The organism is Advenella sp. RU8 (assembly GCF_048381675.1).
Taxonomy (GTDB): Bacteria; Pseudomonadota; Gammaproteobacteria; order Burkholderiales; family Burkholderiaceae_B; genus Advenella.
On the sequence record NZ_JBLWIS010000012.1, the window covers coordinates 18,561 to 35,260 of the forward strand.

25 protein-coding genes are annotated in these 16,700 nt (G+C 49.3%); 20 read left to right on the plus strand and 5 right to left on the minus strand.

The window, feature by feature from the left end; all coding sequences use genetic code 11:
- Window positions 1-6: 6 nt before the first annotated feature.
- The 20 genes from rplX (at window position 7) to ACM5Q9_RS12900 (ending at window position 12,076) form a co-directional block, all read left to right on the plus strand.
- On the plus strand, window positions 7-327 hold the full coding sequence (gene rplX, locus ACM5Q9_RS12805; RefSeq protein ID WP_418145134.1) for a 50S ribosomal protein L24: 321 nt from the start codon (window positions 7-9) through the stop codon (window positions 325-327).
- A 12-nt stretch (window positions 328-339) separates the two neighbouring features.
- On the plus strand, window positions 340-879 hold the full coding sequence (gene rplE, locus ACM5Q9_RS12810) for a 50S ribosomal protein L5 (protein ID WP_418145135.1): 540 nt from the start codon (window positions 340-342) through the stop codon (window positions 877-879).
- A gap of 11 nt (window positions 880-890) precedes the next feature.
- Window positions 891-1,196, plus strand: coding sequence for a 30S ribosomal protein S14 (gene rpsN, locus ACM5Q9_RS12815; RefSeq protein ID WP_418145136.1), 306 nt, complete (start codon window positions 891-893; stop codon window positions 1,194-1,196).
- Between the two features lie 10 nt (window positions 1,197-1,206).
- Window positions 1,207-1,602, plus strand: coding sequence for a 30S ribosomal protein S8 (gene rpsH, locus ACM5Q9_RS12820; RefSeq protein WP_189384627.1), 396 nt, complete (start codon window positions 1,207-1,209; stop codon window positions 1,600-1,602).
- Window positions 1,603-1,612: 10 nt separating this feature from the next.
- The gene (gene rplF, locus ACM5Q9_RS12825; protein WP_418145137.1) at window positions 1,613-2,146 is read left to right on the plus strand and encodes a 50S ribosomal protein L6; all 534 of its coding nucleotides are present in this window, start codon (window positions 1,613-1,615) and stop codon (window positions 2,144-2,146) included.
- A 21-nt stretch (window positions 2,147-2,167) separates the two neighbouring features.
- The gene (gene rplR, locus ACM5Q9_RS12830; RefSeq protein WP_418145138.1) at window positions 2,168-2,533 is read left to right on the plus strand and encodes a 50S ribosomal protein L18; all 366 of its coding nucleotides are present in this window, start codon (window positions 2,168-2,170) and stop codon (window positions 2,531-2,533) included.
- Between the two features lie 15 nt (window positions 2,534-2,548).
- A complete protein-coding gene (rpsE, locus tag ACM5Q9_RS12835) occupies window positions 2,549-3,070 on the plus strand; it encodes a 30S ribosomal protein S5 (protein WP_169293352.1) in 522 nt (173 codons plus the stop codon).
- A gap of 3 nt (window positions 3,071-3,073) precedes the next feature.
- Window positions 3,074-3,262 carry a 50S ribosomal protein L30 gene (rpmD, locus tag ACM5Q9_RS12840; RefSeq protein ID WP_418145139.1) on the plus strand — a complete coding sequence of 63 codons (189 nt, stop codon included), beginning with the start codon at window positions 3,074-3,076 and terminating at the stop codon, window positions 3,260-3,262.
- Window positions 3,263-3,272: 10 nt separating this feature from the next.
- The gene (gene rplO, locus ACM5Q9_RS12845; RefSeq protein ID WP_418145140.1) at window positions 3,273-3,713 is read left to right on the plus strand and encodes a 50S ribosomal protein L15; all 441 of its coding nucleotides are present in this window, start codon (window positions 3,273-3,275) and stop codon (window positions 3,711-3,713) included.
- A 12-nt stretch (window positions 3,714-3,725) separates the two neighbouring features.
- Window positions 3,726-5,060 carry a preprotein translocase subunit SecY gene (gene secY / locus ACM5Q9_RS12850; RefSeq protein ID WP_418145141.1) on the plus strand — a complete coding sequence of 445 codons (1,335 nt, stop codon included), beginning with the start codon at window positions 3,726-3,728 and terminating at the stop codon, window positions 5,058-5,060.
- A gap of 5 nt (window positions 5,061-5,065) precedes the next feature.
- Window positions 5,066-5,284 carry a translation initiation factor IF-1 gene (gene infA / locus ACM5Q9_RS12855; protein ID WP_169293356.1) on the plus strand — a complete coding sequence of 73 codons (219 nt, stop codon included), beginning with the start codon at window positions 5,066-5,068 and terminating at the stop codon, window positions 5,282-5,284.
- A gap of 24 nt (window positions 5,285-5,308) precedes the next feature.
- Window positions 5,309-5,422 carry a 50S ribosomal protein L36 gene (gene rpmJ, locus ACM5Q9_RS12860; protein WP_014752488.1) on the plus strand — a complete coding sequence of 38 codons (114 nt, stop codon included), beginning with the start codon at window positions 5,309-5,311 and terminating at the stop codon, window positions 5,420-5,422.
- Window positions 5,423-5,454: 32 nt separating this feature from the next.
- Window positions 5,455-5,820, plus strand: coding sequence for a 30S ribosomal protein S13 (gene rpsM, locus ACM5Q9_RS12865; RefSeq protein ID WP_169293357.1), 366 nt, complete (start codon window positions 5,455-5,457; stop codon window positions 5,818-5,820).
- A gap of 15 nt (window positions 5,821-5,835) precedes the next feature.
- Entirely contained in the window at window positions 5,836-6,234 is a 399-nt protein-coding gene (rpsK, locus tag ACM5Q9_RS12870; protein WP_169293358.1) for a 30S ribosomal protein S11, read from the plus strand.
- A gap of 17 nt (window positions 6,235-6,251) precedes the next feature.
- Window positions 6,252-6,875, plus strand: a complete 624-nt coding sequence (gene rpsD, locus ACM5Q9_RS12875; RefSeq protein ID WP_169293359.1) for a 30S ribosomal protein S4 — start codon at window positions 6,252-6,254, stop codon at window positions 6,873-6,875.
- A 224-nt stretch (window positions 6,876-7,099) separates the two neighbouring features.
- Entirely contained in the window at window positions 7,100-8,083 is a 984-nt protein-coding gene (locus ACM5Q9_RS12880) for a DNA-directed RNA polymerase subunit alpha (RefSeq protein WP_418145142.1), read from the plus strand.
- 157 nt (window positions 8,084-8,240) lie between these two features.
- Window positions 8,241-8,630, plus strand: a complete 390-nt coding sequence (gene rplQ, locus ACM5Q9_RS12885) for a 50S ribosomal protein L17 (RefSeq protein WP_169293361.1) — start codon at window positions 8,241-8,243, stop codon at window positions 8,628-8,630.
- Window positions 8,631-8,845: 215 nt separating this feature from the next.
- Window positions 8,846-9,688: an aromatic ring-hydroxylating dioxygenase subunit alpha gene (locus ACM5Q9_RS12890; RefSeq protein ID WP_418145143.1), complete on the plus strand. Its 843-nt coding sequence runs from the start codon at window positions 8,846-8,848 to the stop codon at window positions 9,686-9,688.
- Between the two features lie 34 nt (window positions 9,689-9,722).
- On the plus strand, window positions 9,723-11,426 hold the full coding sequence (locus ACM5Q9_RS12895) for a Rieske 2Fe-2S domain-containing protein (protein ID WP_418145144.1): 1,704 nt from the start codon (window positions 9,723-9,725) through the stop codon (window positions 11,424-11,426).
- 8 nt (window positions 11,427-11,434) lie between these two features.
- Complete coding sequence (locus tag ACM5Q9_RS12900; protein WP_418145145.1) at window positions 11,435-12,076, plus strand: glutathione S-transferase family protein; 642 nt, start codon at window positions 11,435-11,437, stop codon at window positions 12,074-12,076.
- A 93-nt stretch (window positions 12,077-12,169) separates the two neighbouring features.
- Here the strand turns inward: ACM5Q9_RS12900 and dsbD are convergent, their stop codons facing one another.
- The 5 genes from dsbD to yihA form a co-directional block, all read right to left on the minus strand.
- A complete protein-coding gene (dsbD, locus tag ACM5Q9_RS12905) occupies window positions 12,170-14,062 on the minus strand; it encodes a protein-disulfide reductase DsbD (RefSeq protein WP_418145146.1) in 1,893 nt (630 codons plus the stop codon).
- A gap of 10 nt (window positions 14,063-14,072) precedes the next feature.
- A complete protein-coding gene (gene cutA, locus ACM5Q9_RS12910; protein ID WP_418145147.1) occupies window positions 14,073-14,405 on the minus strand; it encodes a divalent-cation tolerance protein CutA in 333 nt (110 codons plus the stop codon).
- A gap of 94 nt (window positions 14,406-14,499) precedes the next feature.
- Window positions 14,500-14,763, minus strand: a complete 264-nt coding sequence (locus ACM5Q9_RS12915; RefSeq protein WP_418145148.1) for a hypothetical protein — start codon at window positions 14,761-14,763, stop codon at window positions 14,500-14,502.
- A gap of 168 nt (window positions 14,764-14,931) precedes the next feature.
- Entirely contained in the window at window positions 14,932-15,945 is a 1,014-nt protein-coding gene (gene hemB, locus ACM5Q9_RS12920) for a porphobilinogen synthase (protein ID WP_418145149.1), read from the minus strand.
- A complete protein-coding gene (gene yihA, locus ACM5Q9_RS12925) occupies window positions 15,942-16,565 on the minus strand; it encodes a ribosome biogenesis GTP-binding protein YihA/YsxC (protein WP_189384657.1) in 624 nt (207 codons plus the stop codon). Before yihA ends, hemB begins: the two co-directional genes overlap by 4 nt.
- Between the last annotated feature and the right edge of the window lie 135 nt (window positions 16,566-16,700).

The following is a 16,700-nucleotide window of genomic DNA, read 5'->3' on the forward strand; positions in this document are numbered from 1 at the left end:
GTAACGATGAACAATATCCGTAAAGGTGATGAGGTTATCGTTTTAACCGGACGCGACAAAAAGCGTCGTGGTGTTGTGCTGGCTCGCGTCGGTGCTGATCACGTTCTGGTTGAAGGCGTTAACGTCGTTAAAAAACACCAAAAACCTAATCCCATGACAAACAATCCTGGCGGTATCGTTGATAAGACACTGCCTATCCACATTTCAAATGTGGCCTTGTTTAACCCAGAAACAGGTAAAGCTGATCGCGTTGGCGTTAAAGAAGTGGATGGTCATAAGGTCCGTATTTATCGCTCCAACGGCGCTGTCGTTGGCGTGAAAGCGTAAGGGGCACAATAAATGGCTCGTTTACAAGATTTGTATATCAGCAAAATTGCTGGCGAATTGAAAGAAAAATTCAATTACAAAAGTGACATGGAAGTGCCTCGCATTACCAAAATCACTTTGAACATGGGCGTTTCAGAAGCAGTTTCAGACAAGAAAGTTATTGAACATGCTGTTTCCGACCTGACCAAAATCGCAGGTCAAAAGCCTGTCGTAACCAAAACCCGCAAAGCGATTGCCGGTTTTAAAATTCGCGAAGACTATCCTATCGGTTGTATGGTTACTCTGCGTGGCAAACGCATGTATGAGTTCCTGGATCGTCTGGTTACCGTGGCCCTGCCACGTGTACGTGACTTCCGCGGTATTTCTGGTCGTGCTTTCGATGGTCGTGGTAACTACAACGTCGGGGTTAAAGAGCAAATCATTTTCCCTGAAATTGAATACGACAAAATTGATGCATTGCGTGGTCTGAATATCAGCATCATTACAACTGCTAAGACTGACGAAGAAGCGAAGGCGCTGCTCACAGCATTCAGCTTCCCGTTTCGTAACTAAGGGGCGATGACGTGGCAAAACTATCACTCATCAATCGCGACATCAAACGTGCAAAACTGGTTGCCAAATACGCAGCCAAACGTGCCGAATTGACAGCGATCATTAACGATACATCTAAATCAGACGAAGAGCGTTACGTTGCTCGTCTGCAAGTACAACAATTACCTCGCAATGCCAACCCAACTCGCATGCGTAATCGTTGTGTTATTACTGGCCGTCCTCGTGGCGTGTTCAGCAAGTTTGGTTTGACTCGTCACAAACTGCGCGAAATGGCAATGCGCGGTGAAGTGCCTGGTATGACTAAAGCAAGCTGGTAGGAGAATATAAATGAGCATGAGCGATCCAATCGCCGATATGTTGACGCGTATCCGTAACGCCCAACAGGTCGAGAAAGTTTCGGTGTCTATGCCCTCCTCTAAGCTGAAAGCGGCTATTGCTGCTGTGCTGAAAGATGAAGGTTATATCGAAAACTTCGAAATCAAGGGTGAAAAAACCAAGCCTGAGCTTGAGATTTCACTGAAATACTATGCAGGTCGTCCTGTGATTGAGCGCATTGACCGCGTTTCACGTCCTGGCTTGCGTATCTACAAAGGCCGCGGTTCCATCCCTCAAGTGATGAACGGCCTGGGTGTAGCAATCGTTTCAACTTCGCGCGGTGTAATGACAGACCGTAAAGCACGCTCAGAAGGCGTGGGTGGCGAAGTTCTGTGTTATGTGGCATAAGGAGAATTCAATGTCACGTATAGCAAAATATCCAGTTATTGTACCTAACGGTGTGGAAGTAAAAATTGCCGCCAATAACATCAACGTGAAAGGTCCCCTGGGCGAAATGAACCAGGAACTGTTCGGTGATGTTGCCATTACGCTTGATGACGGCAAATTGTCTTTCGCAGTAACTAACGAATCGCGCCATGCTAAAGCAATGTCAGGTACATTGCGTGCCCTGGTAAACAATATGGTTACCGGTGTTAGCACAGGTTTTGAGCGTCGCTTGAATCTGATTGGTGTGGGTTACCGCGCCCAGGTTCAGGGCAATGCGCTGAAAATGGATCTTGGCTTCTCTCATGATGTCATCCATCCACTGCCAGAAGGCGTAAAAGCCGAATGTCCAAGCCAGACAGAAATCGTTCTGAAAGGCTACGACAAACAGGTAGTAGGACAGGTTGCTGCTAAAATCCGTGGCTATCGTCCGCCAGAGCCTTACAAAGGCAAAGGTGTTCGTTATGCTGGTGAGCAGGTCAACATCAAAGAAGTTAAGAAGAAATAATAGCGCAGGCAAGGATAAATCATGGACAAGAAAGTATCCCGTTTGCGTCGTGCAGTGGCTACACGCCGGAAGATTTCAGAATTACGGACTTACCGTTTATCTGTTTATCGTTCCAATCTGCACATTTACGCGAACGTTATTTCGCCAGAAGGCGACAAAGTGTTATTCAGCGCATCTACTCTTGAAGCAGAAGTTCGTAAAGAACTGGCTGATGGCAAAAAGAATGGCGGCAATGTCGAGGCAGCGGTTATCGTAGGTAAACGTGTTGCCGAGAAAGCCAAAGCCGCAGGTATCGAATCGGTCGCATTTGACCGTTCGGGTTTCCGTTATCATGGCCGAGTAAAGGCGTTGGCAGAAGCCGCGCGTGAAGCCGGCCTCAAGTTCTAAGCGAGGAATTGTCAAATGGCTAAAGCACAAGGCAAAAACGCCCCTGAACAAGAGCGCGATGACGGTTTTCGTGAAAAAATGATCGCGGTTAACCGCGTCAGCAAAGTGGTCAAGGGCGGTCGTACCATGAGCTTTGCAGCGTTAACCGTGGTTGGTGATGGCGATGGTCGCATCGGCATGGGCAAAGGTAAAGCACGTGAAGTGCCAGTAGCAGTACAGAAAGCAATGGAACAGGCCCGTCGCGGCATGGTCAAGATTGCCCTGAACAATGGCACACTGCATCACACTGTAGTAGGCAAGCACGGTGCATCTACCGTTCTGATCTCTCCAGCTGCAGAAGGTACTGGCGTTATCGCCGGTGGCCCAATGCGTGCGATTTTCGAAGTAATGGGTGTACGTAACGTGGTTGCAAAAAGCTTGGGTTCAAGCAATCCATACAACCTGGTTCGTGCAACATTAAACGGTTTGAATGCATGTTTGACACCATCTGAAGTGGCTGCCAAACGCGGTAAATCCGTTGAAGAAATTCTGGGGTAAATCATGGCACAGAATAAACAAATTAAAGTAACACTCGTACGCTCTGTCATTGGCACCAAAAGCGATCACCGCGCAACAATTCGTGGTCTCGGTTTGGGTAAAGTGAACAGCAGCCGCGTGTTGCTTGATACGCCCGAAGTACGTGGGATGATCCGTAAAGTGGATTATCTCGTGTCAGTATCAGAAGCCTAAAGGAACAGAGATGTCTGAAATGCAACTCAATACGTTAGCTCCTGCTGCTGGTAGCAAGCATGCCAAACGTCGCGTAGGTCGCGGCATTGGCTCTGGCTTGGGTAAAACAGCAGGTCGTGGTCACAAAGGTCAGAAATCACGTTCAGGCGGCTTTCATAAAGTCGGCTTCGAGGGTGGTCAGATGCCTTTGCAACGTCGTTTGCCAAAACGCGGCTTCACGCCACTGGGTCAGCACTTGTACGCAGAAGTACGTTTGTCTGATTTACAGAAAATTGAAGCTGATGTCATCGACGTTCAGGTTTTGAAACAAGCTGGTGTTGTTGGCCAAAGCGTTCGTTACGCCAAGGTCATCCTGTCAGGTGAATTGTCACGCAAAGTATCACTGAATGGCTTAACCGCTACAGCAGGTGCTCGCGCAGCAATTGAAGCCGCTGGCGGTTCACTCGCTTAAAAAGGGGTAAAAGTGGCTAAAGCGCAGGCAGCAGGTAAAGCAGGTAGCGGTAAAAAATACGGCGACCTTAAGCAGCGACTTGTGTTCCTGATTCTTGCTCTGGTTGTGTACCGTTTCGGTACACATATTCCTGTCCCTGGCATCAACCCTGGTGCCATGCAGGATCTGTTTAATACGCAGTCAGACGGAATTCTGGGTCTTTTTAATATGTTTTCCGGTGGTGCCCTTGAGCGCTTCTCCGTTTTTGCATTGGGTATCATGCCGTATATTTCGGCATCGATCATCATGCAATTGGTGACAGCGGTCGTACCATCCCTGGAAGCATTGAAAAAAGAGGGTGAATCGGGGCGTCGCAAGATTACCCAGTACACCCGCTATTTCACTGTTGTATTAGCGTTGGTACAGTCATTTGGTATTGCAGCAACCTTACAGGCACAGCCTAATCTGGTTATCACTCCGGGAGCAATGTTTGTCTTCACGACGGTGGTTACCTTGGTAACAGGCACCATGTTTGTAATGTGGCTGGGTGAGCAAATCACCGAACGTGGTTTAGGTAACGGTATTTCAATCCTGATTTTTGCAGGTATTGTGGCCGGTTTGCCTACTGCACTGGCAAGCATGTTCGAGCTTGTTAGCCAGAATCAGATCGGAACGGTTGCAGCGTTGTTCATTTTTGCGCTGGTCGTGGCGATTACCGCTTTGGTTGTATTTGTCGAGCGTGGTCAGCGTCGCATTACCGTGAACTATGCCAAACGTCAGGTTGGAAATAAAATTTATGGTGGACAAAGTTCTCATTTGCCACTCAAGTTGAACATGGCTGGTGTTATTCCACCCATTTTCGCCTCGTCAATTATTTTGTTTCCGGCTACGATCGCGAATTGGTTTTCAAGTGCAGGCCAAATTCGTTGGCTAAGTGATATATCAGCTGCTTTGCAGCCTGGTCAACCGCTTTATGTCACTGTATTTACTGCTTTGATCATATTTTTCTGTTTTTTCTATACGGCTCTTGTTTTCAACAGTCGTGAAACAGCAGATAACCTGAAGAAAAGCGGTGCATTTGTACCGGGTATTCGTCCAGGACAGCAAACAGCAAAATATATTGACAAAATATTAATGCGTTTAACGCTGGTAGGCGCCATTTACATCACACTGGTGTGTCTGGTTCCTGAATTCCTGAGAATGCAATGGCAGAATGTACCGTTTTATCTGGGGGGCACCTCACTGTTAATTATTGTGGTGGTGACCATGGATTTTATGGCCCAAGTTCAGGCCTACATGATGTCGCACCAATATGATTCGTTACTCAAGAAAACCAGTTTCAAGGGTACGAATTTACCAATGAGATAATCATTATGGCTAAGGACGACGTCATACAAATGCAGGGTGAGGTTATAGAGAACCTCCCGAACGCAACTTTTCGTATTAAACTGGAAAATGGCCATGTAGTTTTAGGCTATATTTCTGGCAAAATGCGGATGCATTATATTCGGATTCTTCCGGGTGATAAGGTTACTGTGGAATTAACCCCATACGACCTTTCACGCGCCAGGATCGTATTCCGCTCTAAATAAGCGGGAACAATTAGGAGTCAACCAATGAAGGTAATGGCATCGGTTAAAAAGATCTGCCGTAATTGCAAGATCATTAAACGTCACGGAGTTGTACGAGTAATTTGTACAGATCCGCGTCACAAGCAACGCCAGGGTTAATCCCTGCGTTAACGACTTAACGAGGAACAGTCATGGCCCGTATCGCAGGCATCAACATTCCGCCGCATCAACATGCAGAAATCGGTCTTACTGCTATTTTTGGCATTGGACGCACCCGCTCTCGTCAGATTTGCGAAGCATCAGGCGTACCATTCGATAAAAAAGTGAAAGACCTGACAGATGCAGAACTCGAGAAAATTCGTGAACAAGTAGGTACGTTCACGGTTGAGGGTGATTTGCGACGTGAAGTACAACTTTCGATTAAACGCTTAATCGATTTGGGAACTTATCGTGGCATGCGCCACAGACGTGGACTGCCCGTCCGTGGTCAGCGCACTCGTACGAATGCGCGTACCCGTAAAGGACCGCGTCGTGCAGCTCAATCACTGAAGAAATAATCGGGGTAGGTTATTATGGCGAAAGCTTCTAGCGGCGCAAATCGCGCTCGCAAAAAAATTAAAAAAGTTGTATCGGACGGCATTGCGCACGTTCATGCATCTTTTAACAATACAATCATCACAATTACTGACCGTCAAGGCAATGCCTTGTCATGGGCGACGTCGGGTGGCGCGGGCTTTAAAGGCTCACGTAAATCGACGCCTTTTGCAGCGCAGGTTGCAGCCGAGTCAGCGGGACGTGTAGCATTGGAATATGGTATCAAAACACTTGAAGTTCGCATCAAGGGCCCAGGTCCTGGCCGTGAATCTTCAGTGCGTGCATTGAATGCGCTGGGTATCAAGATTTCAAGCATTTCCGATATCACGCCAGTCCCGCATAACGGTTGCCGTCCTCCTAAACGCCGCCGTATCTAATATATTAAGGGAACATAATGGCACGATATACTGGACCAAAATGTAAACTTTCACGTCGTGAAGGTATTGATTTATTTCTGAAGAGTGCACGTCGCTCTCTGGATTCAAAATGCAAACTGGACTCCAAGCCAGGTCAGCACGGTCGCACTTCCGGTGCCCGTACTTCTGATTACGGTTTGCAGTTGCGCGAGAAACAAAAACTCAAACGTATGTACGGCGTACTTGAAAAACAATTCCGTAAATACTTTGCTGAAGCTGAGCGTCGCCGTGGCAACACAGGCGAGACCCTGATTCAGTTGTTGGAATCTCGCCTTGATAACGTGGTATACCGCATGGGCTTTGGCTCTACACGTGCCGAAGCACGTCAGCTGGTTAGCCACGGTGCAATTGAACTGAATGGCCACAAAGCTGACATTCCTTCAATGCTGATCAAAAGCGGAGACATCATTTCCGTACGTGAAAAGTCCAAAGGTCAGGCTCGTATTAAAGAGTCTTTGGATCTGGCAACCGGTAATGGTCTGCCACAATGGGTTGAAGTTGATGTTGCCAAATTAAGCGGCACATTCAAACAAGCCCCTGATCGTGCAGATGTTGCGCGTGATATTAATGAATCAATGGTTGTTGAATTGTATTCTCGTTAATGTCGTGAAAATGCAGGAAAGGCTTTGGCCTTTTCTGCTTTTTATCTTATCCCCGTGCTTGCACATGCAATTGCATAAAAAATAATAAAAATAAGCTATAATCTTCCAGCTATTCTGTGGGTTGATCTGCACCTATTTTTGCAATCAGTCCGTTTATTTATACTTTTATCTTATCCATCAGCCTTATCGGTGTAACGAGCCGAGGGTATTGAAAAGGAAATGAAATGTCTCAGGCTTTTCTTAAACCACGTTCTATTGAAGTAACCCCTGTTGCCGAAAACCACGCCAAAGTGGTCATGGAGCCTTTTGAACGCGGATTTGGCCATACTTTGGGTAATGCCCTGCGCCGTATCCTGTTGTCTTCCATGACTGGCTATGCCCCCACCGAAGTACAAATTACCGGTGTTGTGCACGAGTATTCAACTTTGCCTGGCGTCGGTGAAGACGTGGTTGACATCCTGCTTAACCTGAAAGGCGTCGTGTTCAAGCTGCATAACCGTGAAGAAGTAACGGTTACCTTGCGCAAAAGCGGTACAGGTCCAGTCCTGGCCAGCGACATTGAGCTTCCCCATGATGTTGAAATCATCAATCCAGATCACCTGATTGCCAATCTTACCGAAAACGGTAAGCTTGAAATGCAAATCAAGGTAGAGCAAGGCCGCGGTTATGTGCCCGGTAACGTTCGTGCCCTGGCAGACGATAAAGCCCACACGATTGGCCGCATCATCCTGGATGCTTCTTACAGCCCAATCCGTCGTGTCAGCTATGCCGTTGAAAGTGCCCGTGTTGAACAACGTACCGACCTTGACAAGCTGATCCTCGATATCGAGACAGACGGCGTGATTTCACCCGAAGAAGCGGTTCGTCAGGCTGCCCGCATCCTGATGGATCAGATTTCCGTGTTTGCCGCCCTTGAAGGTGCAACAGAAACTTATGAAACACCGGTACGTGGTGCGCCACAAATTGACCCTGTACTGTTGCGTCCTGTTGATGATCTTGAGCTGACCGTTCGTTCGGCCAACTGCCTGAAAGCGGAAAACATCTACTACATCGGTGACCTGATCCAGCGCACTGAAAATGAATTGCTGAAAACACCTAACCTGGGTCGCAAATCACTTAACGAAATCAAGGAAGTCCTGGCTGCACGCGGCCTGACTCTGGGCATGAAACTCGAAAACTGGCCACCACTTGGCCTTGAGCGCCCATAAGCAAGTATTTATTGCCAGTTGGTTTTTTAATCCGGCTGGCAATATTCATATCAACCGGACCGCCGTCTTTGGTAATCATTTCAAGAACGGATAGAAGAGCTGGTTTAACCAGATGACCAACCGGTCATCTCAACTTTAGATTCATAGGAAATATATCATGCGTCATCGCAGTGGTTTACGTAAATTAAATCGTACAAGCAGCCATCGTCTGGCTATGTTCCGCAACATGTCTGTATCCCTGATTCAGCACGAAGCGATCAAAACAACATTGCCTAAAGCTAAAGAGCTGCGTCGTGTCATCGAACCCCTGATCACTTTAGCCAAAGAGCCAACCTTGGCCAATAAACGCCTGGCGTTTGCCCGTTTGCGCGATCGTGATGCTGTAGTTAAACTGTTTGCCGAAATCGGTCCACGTTTTCAAGAGCGCAATGGTGGTTACACCCGCATTCTGAAAATGGGTTTCCGTCAAGGTGACAATGCACCTATGGCTTTCATGGAATTGGTTGACCGTCCAGAAGTTGCTGACGAAGTTGTTGATGCCGAGTAATTGAGCAATCAATCATTCCGGTATCAGGAAAAAGCACCCTTAAATGGGTGCTTTTTTTTTGCCTTGGGCAATCTCATGATATGGTTGCTTTATATTGGCTGATCGGGAGCCAATGACATAAAGTCTGTAAAGGGCGTAATATGGTTGTGTCTGGCCTGGGTTTTTATTTAATGTAAAGCGGCGGGTAGCCTGCTTGTGGTTGTGAAGGTGTAAACATGAAAATCGAATCGGTTGTGCTTGACCAGTGGTATCCCGTGACAACAGAAAACATGCCTGTTGCGGGCAAGATTTACCACACGCGCTTGCTGGGGCAGCCCATTGAGTATGGTTTGGATGAAAAAGACGGGTTTTATGCCATTTTGCTAGCTACCCGGGAAAGGCTACCGGTATTAATGCAGCATTATACCTATTGGGTCAGCCTTGGCAATCCTCCTGACATGTTCGCAATTTCTGAATTCCAGGATGCTGAGCGGCGGGTTCTGGCGGCTGCTTCGGTGTGCGTCAAGGCTTCCGGTTTGCGGGTAGTGGAAAACTTTCTGGATATCGCGCACTTTCCGTTTGTGCATGAAGGAACACTGGGTGAAATGCCTTATACGGCGGTCAAGCCTTATCGTGTCGAAATTGAAAACAATGAAATTTATGCCCGGGATTGCGAGTTTTATCAACCAGTGGCTGCCTTCAGTCATGAAGGCAGCATGAATATTGAGTATATTTACAGGGTATGCAGCCCGTTCAGTGCCTTGTTGTATAAAACCTGTCCCTTGCAGCCGGCTAAAAAAGACGTGATTTGCCTTTTTGTCCAGCCCTGTGATGAAGATCGCAGCATTGTGCATATGCCAATGGCCTGTCTTGATGACAGTGCCAGTCTTGAAGAATTGCGTTTGTTTCGACAAAGCATCCTTGGGGAAGACATGGCGATACTGAATAATCAAATACCGCGTAAACTGCCGCTGGCCACCGATTTTGAAATATCAACCGGCGCAGATGCCACCTCGGTAGCCTATCGACGCTGGTTAAGCGAAAAAGGCGTGTGTTATGGAGCTTTTCAGAATCCCTGAAATACTGTCTGTCTTAATCCGATAAGAGTTGAATATGTTTGAAGATAAATGGTTTCCTGTTGCCAGAGCCGATGAACTGGTCTTGCGTCATGTATTCCATGCCCAATTGCAGGGTGTGGAGCTGGCTTTATGGAGAACCGACAAGGGAGAGGTCAATGCCTGGGAAAACCGCTGCCCGCACCGTGGCATGCGGCTAACGCATGGCATCAATACCGGCAAGAGCCTGAAGTGCCAATATCATGGCTGGCAGTTCCACTCCGGCGACGGACAGTGCTCGGTTATTCCCTCGGTAACCGATGGCAGCATTCCGCACTCGGCCTGTGCCAAAAGCTTTTCTGTGGTGGAAAAAAACGGTTTTGTCTGGGTTAACCTTACCCGTGACTATTTAAGCGAACCCAGCGTGCTTACCCATCCCTTTGCGCTGCCACCCAGCGTGTTGCGCAGCATACCCGTCAATGCCCCGCTGGCGCTAGTGCAAACGCATCTGCTGCGTTTCTGTCAATATGATCGCCATGTTGACCTTCAAACTTTTCAGGCGCGGCAGGACGGGCTAATGGTGCACGTCTGCTGGCAAGAGTATATGTTCCAAACGGTCGAAGTGCTTTTCATGCTGCAACCCGCCCATACCGAAAAAACCGTTATACATGTCATGTGTAACCAGGACGATGATGAACTGCAGTGGACCCGGCGGATTAACCAGGCCTTGACGACCTTAAAACTTGAACTGGAAGCAGGCCGTGAGATCAGGGAAGAAGAGCCGGTTATTGCGCCACAACCGGTACAGGCTTTACCGCGCTGGCTACCGGCACGGGTTATCGAGCGCAAGGAGATTGCCGAACAGGTGGTGTCACTTCGTTTGCATTTGCCTTCATTTAACCGTTTCAAGGGCATTGAAGCCGGTGCACATATTGATGTCCGTACGCCAAAGGGCCTGGTGCGGCAGTTTTCATTGGTCGAATGGGATAGCAAGCAACAGGAGCTGCTGATCGGGGTAAAGCTTGAACCCGAGTCCCGGGGTGGTTCGGCTTCTTTGTATCATGAGGTCAAGGAAGACAGCGTACTTGAGATTTCAGCGCCCAGGAACCATTTTCGCCTGGTACCGGGCAAAGGCGGAACGCTGATTGCCGGTGGTATTGGTGTTGCACCAATTGTTGCCATGGCAACCCAGCTTGAACATGAAAAACTGCCTTATCATTTGCATTATTTCGTGCGCAATATCTATTCCCGTGCTTTTGTTGACCAGCTTAACCAACTGGATAGCGTCTCGTTTTATCAGGCAATGCAGCCTGACCAGGTCGCCGGGCAGCTTGAAACCATTCTGGCCAAGGTAAGCCCTGAACAGCCTAATGTGTATATTTGTGGTCCCAAAGGTTTGCTTGACACTGCTTTCCGGGTTATTCGTGAAAAAGGCTGGTCGCACATCCAGGTTCGCCATGAACTTTTTTCCAATAGGGTGTCGCATAACGATGAGCATACCTTCAGGGTTACGCTGGCCAAATCGGGCAAAAGCTACATCATTCCTTCCGGTGTTAGCATTACCGATGCCCTGAAGGAGTACGGCGTGCATATCGAAACCTCGTGTGAGCAGGGAGTATGCGGGACCTGTTATACAAAAGTCCTGTCAGGTAATATCGAGCATAAGGATGAATACCTGAGTGAAGAAGAAAAACAAAGTGGCGATTGCATGATGCCTTGTGTGTCACGTAGTGCCAGCGGTGATCTGGTATTGGATATTTAGGAGCGGGAATGCTGAACTTGTATGATTGCGAATTTTCAGAAAATTGTTATAAGGTTCGCCTTTTCCTGAGTATTCTGGGACAGGAGCATCAAGTGATTCCCGTTGAGCTTTTTCCGGGCCGGGAACACCAGCGTGCCCATTTTCGTGCCATCAATCCATTGGCCAAAGTACCTGTGCTGGATGATGACGGGTTTATTGTGCATGATTCACAGGCTATTCTGGTTTATCTGGCCTGTAAATATGCCCCTAAAGGCAAATGGTATCCCCATGATGATGCTGCCAGGATTGCAAAGGTGCAGATGTGGCTGTCATTGGCTAATGACCTGAATGAAACGGTCTCAAAAGCGCGCTGGGCACAAGTGTGGGGTGAAGGTGGCAATCTGGCCGTGCAGGGCAAGGCAGGCCGTGAATTGCTGGCGGTCATAGAGGAACATATGTGGTTCGCCGAAAAAGCCGGTCAGGAGTGGTTGTGTCCCGGCGAGCATCCCTCGATTGCTGATTTGGCCTGCTTTCCCCATATCATGTTGTCCGATCAGGCCGGCATTTCCTTAATTGATTACCCGGCCTTGCGTCGCTGGACCGATCGCGTCAAGGGCATTAACGGCTTCACGGTCATGCCAGGCATTTTTAGCGCTGAAAACGGTCAATGAGCTTGATTTTTCCCTGCCAGAAGGCAGGGGAAAGCGTTATTTGTTTTATGGCAAATCCGGGCAGCAATAATTAAACCGTGCGGCCCGTTCGCTTTAGTTCAAGACTTTATCCAGTGTGCCAGAAAATCGTTCGGCATTCTGAAAGCCGACCACCCGGATTTTTTCCAGTTCCTGGCCTTTGTCATTGAAAAAGATAATGCCGGGCGGGCCAAACAGTTTGAAGCGTTTCAATAGTTCGCGATCGGCCTCGTTGTTCTTGGTGACATCCACCTGCAACAGGAGCATCTGATTCAGTTTCTGCCTGACGCCAGGATCGGAAAAGGTAAACAATTCCATTTCCTTGCAGGAAATGCACCAGTCGGCATAAAAATCCAGCATGACAGGTTTGCCGGCATTGGCTAGCGTGGATTCAAGTTCTGCCAATGTTTTCACTTGTATAAACGGTGTTGCCGCTACCGGTGTGGTGCTGCTACGCGTGGCAGGTCCTTGGCCAGCGCCAGCGTTTAAGCCCTTGAGCGGGTTGAGCACGCTTTGCCCGCCAGTAGCCAAACCCAGCATGAGCAGGGCGGCCCATAAGGCAAACAGCAGGCCACTGGCCTTGAGTAACAGTTTCAGGATTCCGCTATTGCCAGAAAAGGGCGTAAATGCACCCAGCAACAGTGCCAGGCACATGGACAGGAAGGCCCAGGCCAGCATATTGAACCAGACAGGGGTGATGGGCATGATCATCCAGACCGCGGTAGCCAGCAGGAGCAGGCCGCAGAAATTCTTGATGCTCTCCATCCAGGGGCCGGCCTTGGGCAGTAAGGCGCCTGAAGAGGTGCCCAGGATTAACAGGGAAGTGCCTTGGCCCCATGCCAGGACAAACAGGGCCAGGCCACCTGTGGTCAGGTCTCCGGTTTGTGAAATGAATAGCAGCACACCGGCCAGAGGGGCCGCCACGCAAGGACCGCAGATCAGGGCGGAGATAATACCCATGAAAAAGGCATTGCCCATGCGTCCGCCCGGCATGCGGGAGACTTTTTCATTCAGGGAGGACTGCAGGCTGGCTGGCATTTGAATGGTGAACGCACCAAACATGCCAATCGCCAAAATGACCAGGGCAATGGCAAACAGGCCAAGCACCCAGGGATTCTGGATCCAGGAAGCCATAACGGCACCAACAGAGGCGGCCAGTATGCCCAGGATGGTGTATACCACTGATGTGCCCAGCACGTACATGAGTGTCAGGTTAAGCCCCCTGAAGCGGGAGAGTGTGGCATTGCCTGCCTTGCGGTCACCAACCACAATAGAGAGCAGGATAGGCAGCATGGGCAGTACGCAGGGCGTGAAAGACAGAAGGACCCCCAAGGCGAAGCTGAGCAGGATGATTTTTATCAGGCTGGCATCGGTCAGCCAGGCGGCTATATCGGTATCACCGGCGTCAAACAGGGAAACACGGTTGTCGCCTGCCGTTGAGGCCAGTGACGGGCCGCCTAAGACCGCTCCTTTGCCCGAGGTGATTTCATAGCCGGTGGCCGTGGGGCTCAGGCCAACTTCGTAGGTCATGGGCGGATAGCACAGGCCCGCATCGGCACATCCCTGGCCGATTACTTCAAGAGTGAAAGGGCCATCACTTTTGTTAAGGGGTAACTGTATCTCAACATTCTGGTAATAGACCTCCATTTCCTTGTCGAAAGTCGGGTCGTATTTTACCTGTCCTGAAGACGGATAAACCGGCGTGCCCAGTAGCTGGCTGGCTTGTGTGCGGTTTTCATCATCGTCTTTGATGTGATATTCAAAGCGCTCGCGATACATGTAATATTTTGGCGCAATGTCAAAACGGATGCTCAGCTGGTTATCGGTTTGCATTTGGGCTGAAAACACAAATGCTTTTTCAGGGTCAAGAAACTCTTCTTCCGCCTGCAGGGGGGTAAGGGCAGCGAAAAAAAGCAGGGTGAAAACAGATAATAACCAGAGCGTTTTTTTGTACAGCGGTGCGATCATGGAACGTGACTCAAATTTTTGTTTGTTGCTGAACCCAGTGTAAATAAGGGGTATGTCCATCCAGAATGGGCAAGACAATAATTTCGGGAACTTCGTAAGGATGCAGCGCGGCAATTTTCTGAATGCATGCCTGCTGGCGTTCCTGGGTGGTTTTAATGGTCAGGGTGATCTCTTCGGTGCCTTCCACCACGTTTTCCCACAAGTAGATAGACAGGCCGGGTGAACTTAGGTTCACACAGGCAGCCAGCTTTTCTTCAACCAGGATATGGGCAATGCGCTTGCCCAGAAGCAGGTCGGGTACCGTACTGTAAATAACAACGCAATTGCCAGTATCTGTTTTCATGAATATGACCTTTGAGATAAGCACAAAGGTCATTTTAGCCTAAGAACAGGCATACTTGCCTGACCCGTATTAAGGAAACGGGGTTTGGTCCGAATTAACTTTCAAGCAGCTGCCGGTTTTTTTCAGAAATACCGATACCGGCCCAGTTGCTGCCCAGTTCGCTAACCAGCAGGCAGTCGTTAACATTAAGGGCGGGCAAAAGCAGGTCACGCACCTGGTTGGGGTCAAGGTCGGTGGAAACCACGTAGCTGGTGTCAAAACAATGCCAGCGATTGGGGAAATGCTCGTCGATGATTTCTTTTAAGCGTGCAAAACGTGAACCCAGCAGGCGCAGGTCATAAGTGATCAGGATTTTCATGGTATTGCCTTTTGTTGATTGTTGAAATAGTTAATGCTTATATTAATGACAAATGGCAAGAATAGCCATGGATAAAACCGTAGGTCTTGATATTTGTCCGGCCGGTTTGGTGTCAGCCGGACAATTTGGATGATCAGCATTGGCGGCATGGAGATTGCCGCTTTGCCTTTATGATTGCTGTTGCAGGATTTTAGCCGCTTCTATGGCGAAGTAAGTCAGGATGCCATCGGCACCGGCCCGCTTGAAGCAAAGCAGTGATTCCATCATGACTTTGTCGTGATCAAGCCAGCCGTTAATGGCCGCGGCCTTGATCATGGCGTACTCACCGCTTACTTGGTAAGCGTAAGTGGGCATCCTGAACATCTCTTTGACATCGCGAACCAGGTCCAGGTAGGGCATGCCCGGCTTGACCATGACCATGTCGGCCCCTTCGCGGATGTCGGCGGCCACTTCGCGCAAGGCCTCATTGCGATTGGCAGGATCTATCTGGTAAGTCATTTTGTTGGATTTGCCCAGATTGCTGGCTGAACCCACCGCATCGCGGAACGGGCCATAAAAGGCACTGGCGTATTTGGCCGAATAGGCCATGATACGGGTGTAAATATGGTTATGGGCTTCAAGTGCCTGGCGAATGGCACCAATACGGCCGTCCATCATATCGCTGGGCGCGACATAATCGGCACCGGCTTCGGCCTGTACCAGAGCCTGCCTGACCAGCATTTCAACCGTGGGCTCGTTTAGCACGTAGCCGGTGTCGTCAATCAAGCCATCCTGGCCGTGACTGGTATAAGGGTCAAGGGCCACATCACATAAAATACCCAGTTCGGGGAATTCTTTTTTCAATGAGGCGACTACCCGTGGGATCAGCCCTTCGGGGTTGGTTGCTTCAATGCCGTCAGGGGTTTTCAGGGATGGGTCAATAGAGGGGAACAGTGCCAGTACCGGAATGCCCAGCTTGACACACTCTTCTGCCACAGGCAGCAGGGTGTCGGGAGAGTAACGTACGACACCGGGCATGGATAGCACGGGTTCGTGCAAATTGTTGCCTTCTTTTACAAAAACAGGGTAAATGAGGTCATTGGCAGAAAGGATGTTTTCCCGGACCAGGCGGCGGGAAAAGTCGTCGCGGCGGTTGCGACGGGGGCGGGAAGCGGGAAAATCGGCAGTAATAATTGAGCTCATGGTACAACCTTTGGTGAAATCCAGTTGATGATTTTGAGATCGGCTTCTTCAAGTCCAATACGGTGAGTGGCTGAAAAAGGAATGGCATTCAGGGCACCGATATCTGCCAGGTCTTTGCGCACGGCCGCAACGGCTTTCAGGCGCTGGCCATAGGGTAGTTTATCGGCCTTGGTTAATAATACAAGAACAGGCTTGCCGGTGGGGGCGATCCAGTTGGCCAGGCGGCGATCCAGGTCGGTCACGCCACGGCGGATATCAACCAGCAGAACGATGCCGGCCAGGGACGTGCGCTCTCGCAAGTAGGCGCCCAGCACGTCGGCCCATTCTTCACGGGCATCACGGGCAACCGAGGCATAGCCGTAACCGGGAAGGTCGACCAGAAAGCCTAACGGGTGTTCCGGATCAAGCGGATCGGGCAGGCCAAACATGTTGATCAGGCGGGTACGCCCGGGTGTTTTACTGGAAAATGCCAGACGTTTCTGGTTGGCCAGCACGTTGATTGCAGAGGATTTGCCCGCGTTTGAACGGCCCACAAAACAAACCTCGGGAACCGACGGTGGAGGCAGTTGGTGCAGTTTGGCTGCTGAGGTAAAGAAGGATGCCCGATGTAAAATTGACACAAGTACGCTCAAATAAATAAAAAATAAGTCCCTATTGTATAATCCTTATCCATAAAAATCGCCTAAATTTGGTGATTGAGGTTTATACTCCTACGTTTATAAGCATTATCTTTTACAATAGACGCTAATTTAGAC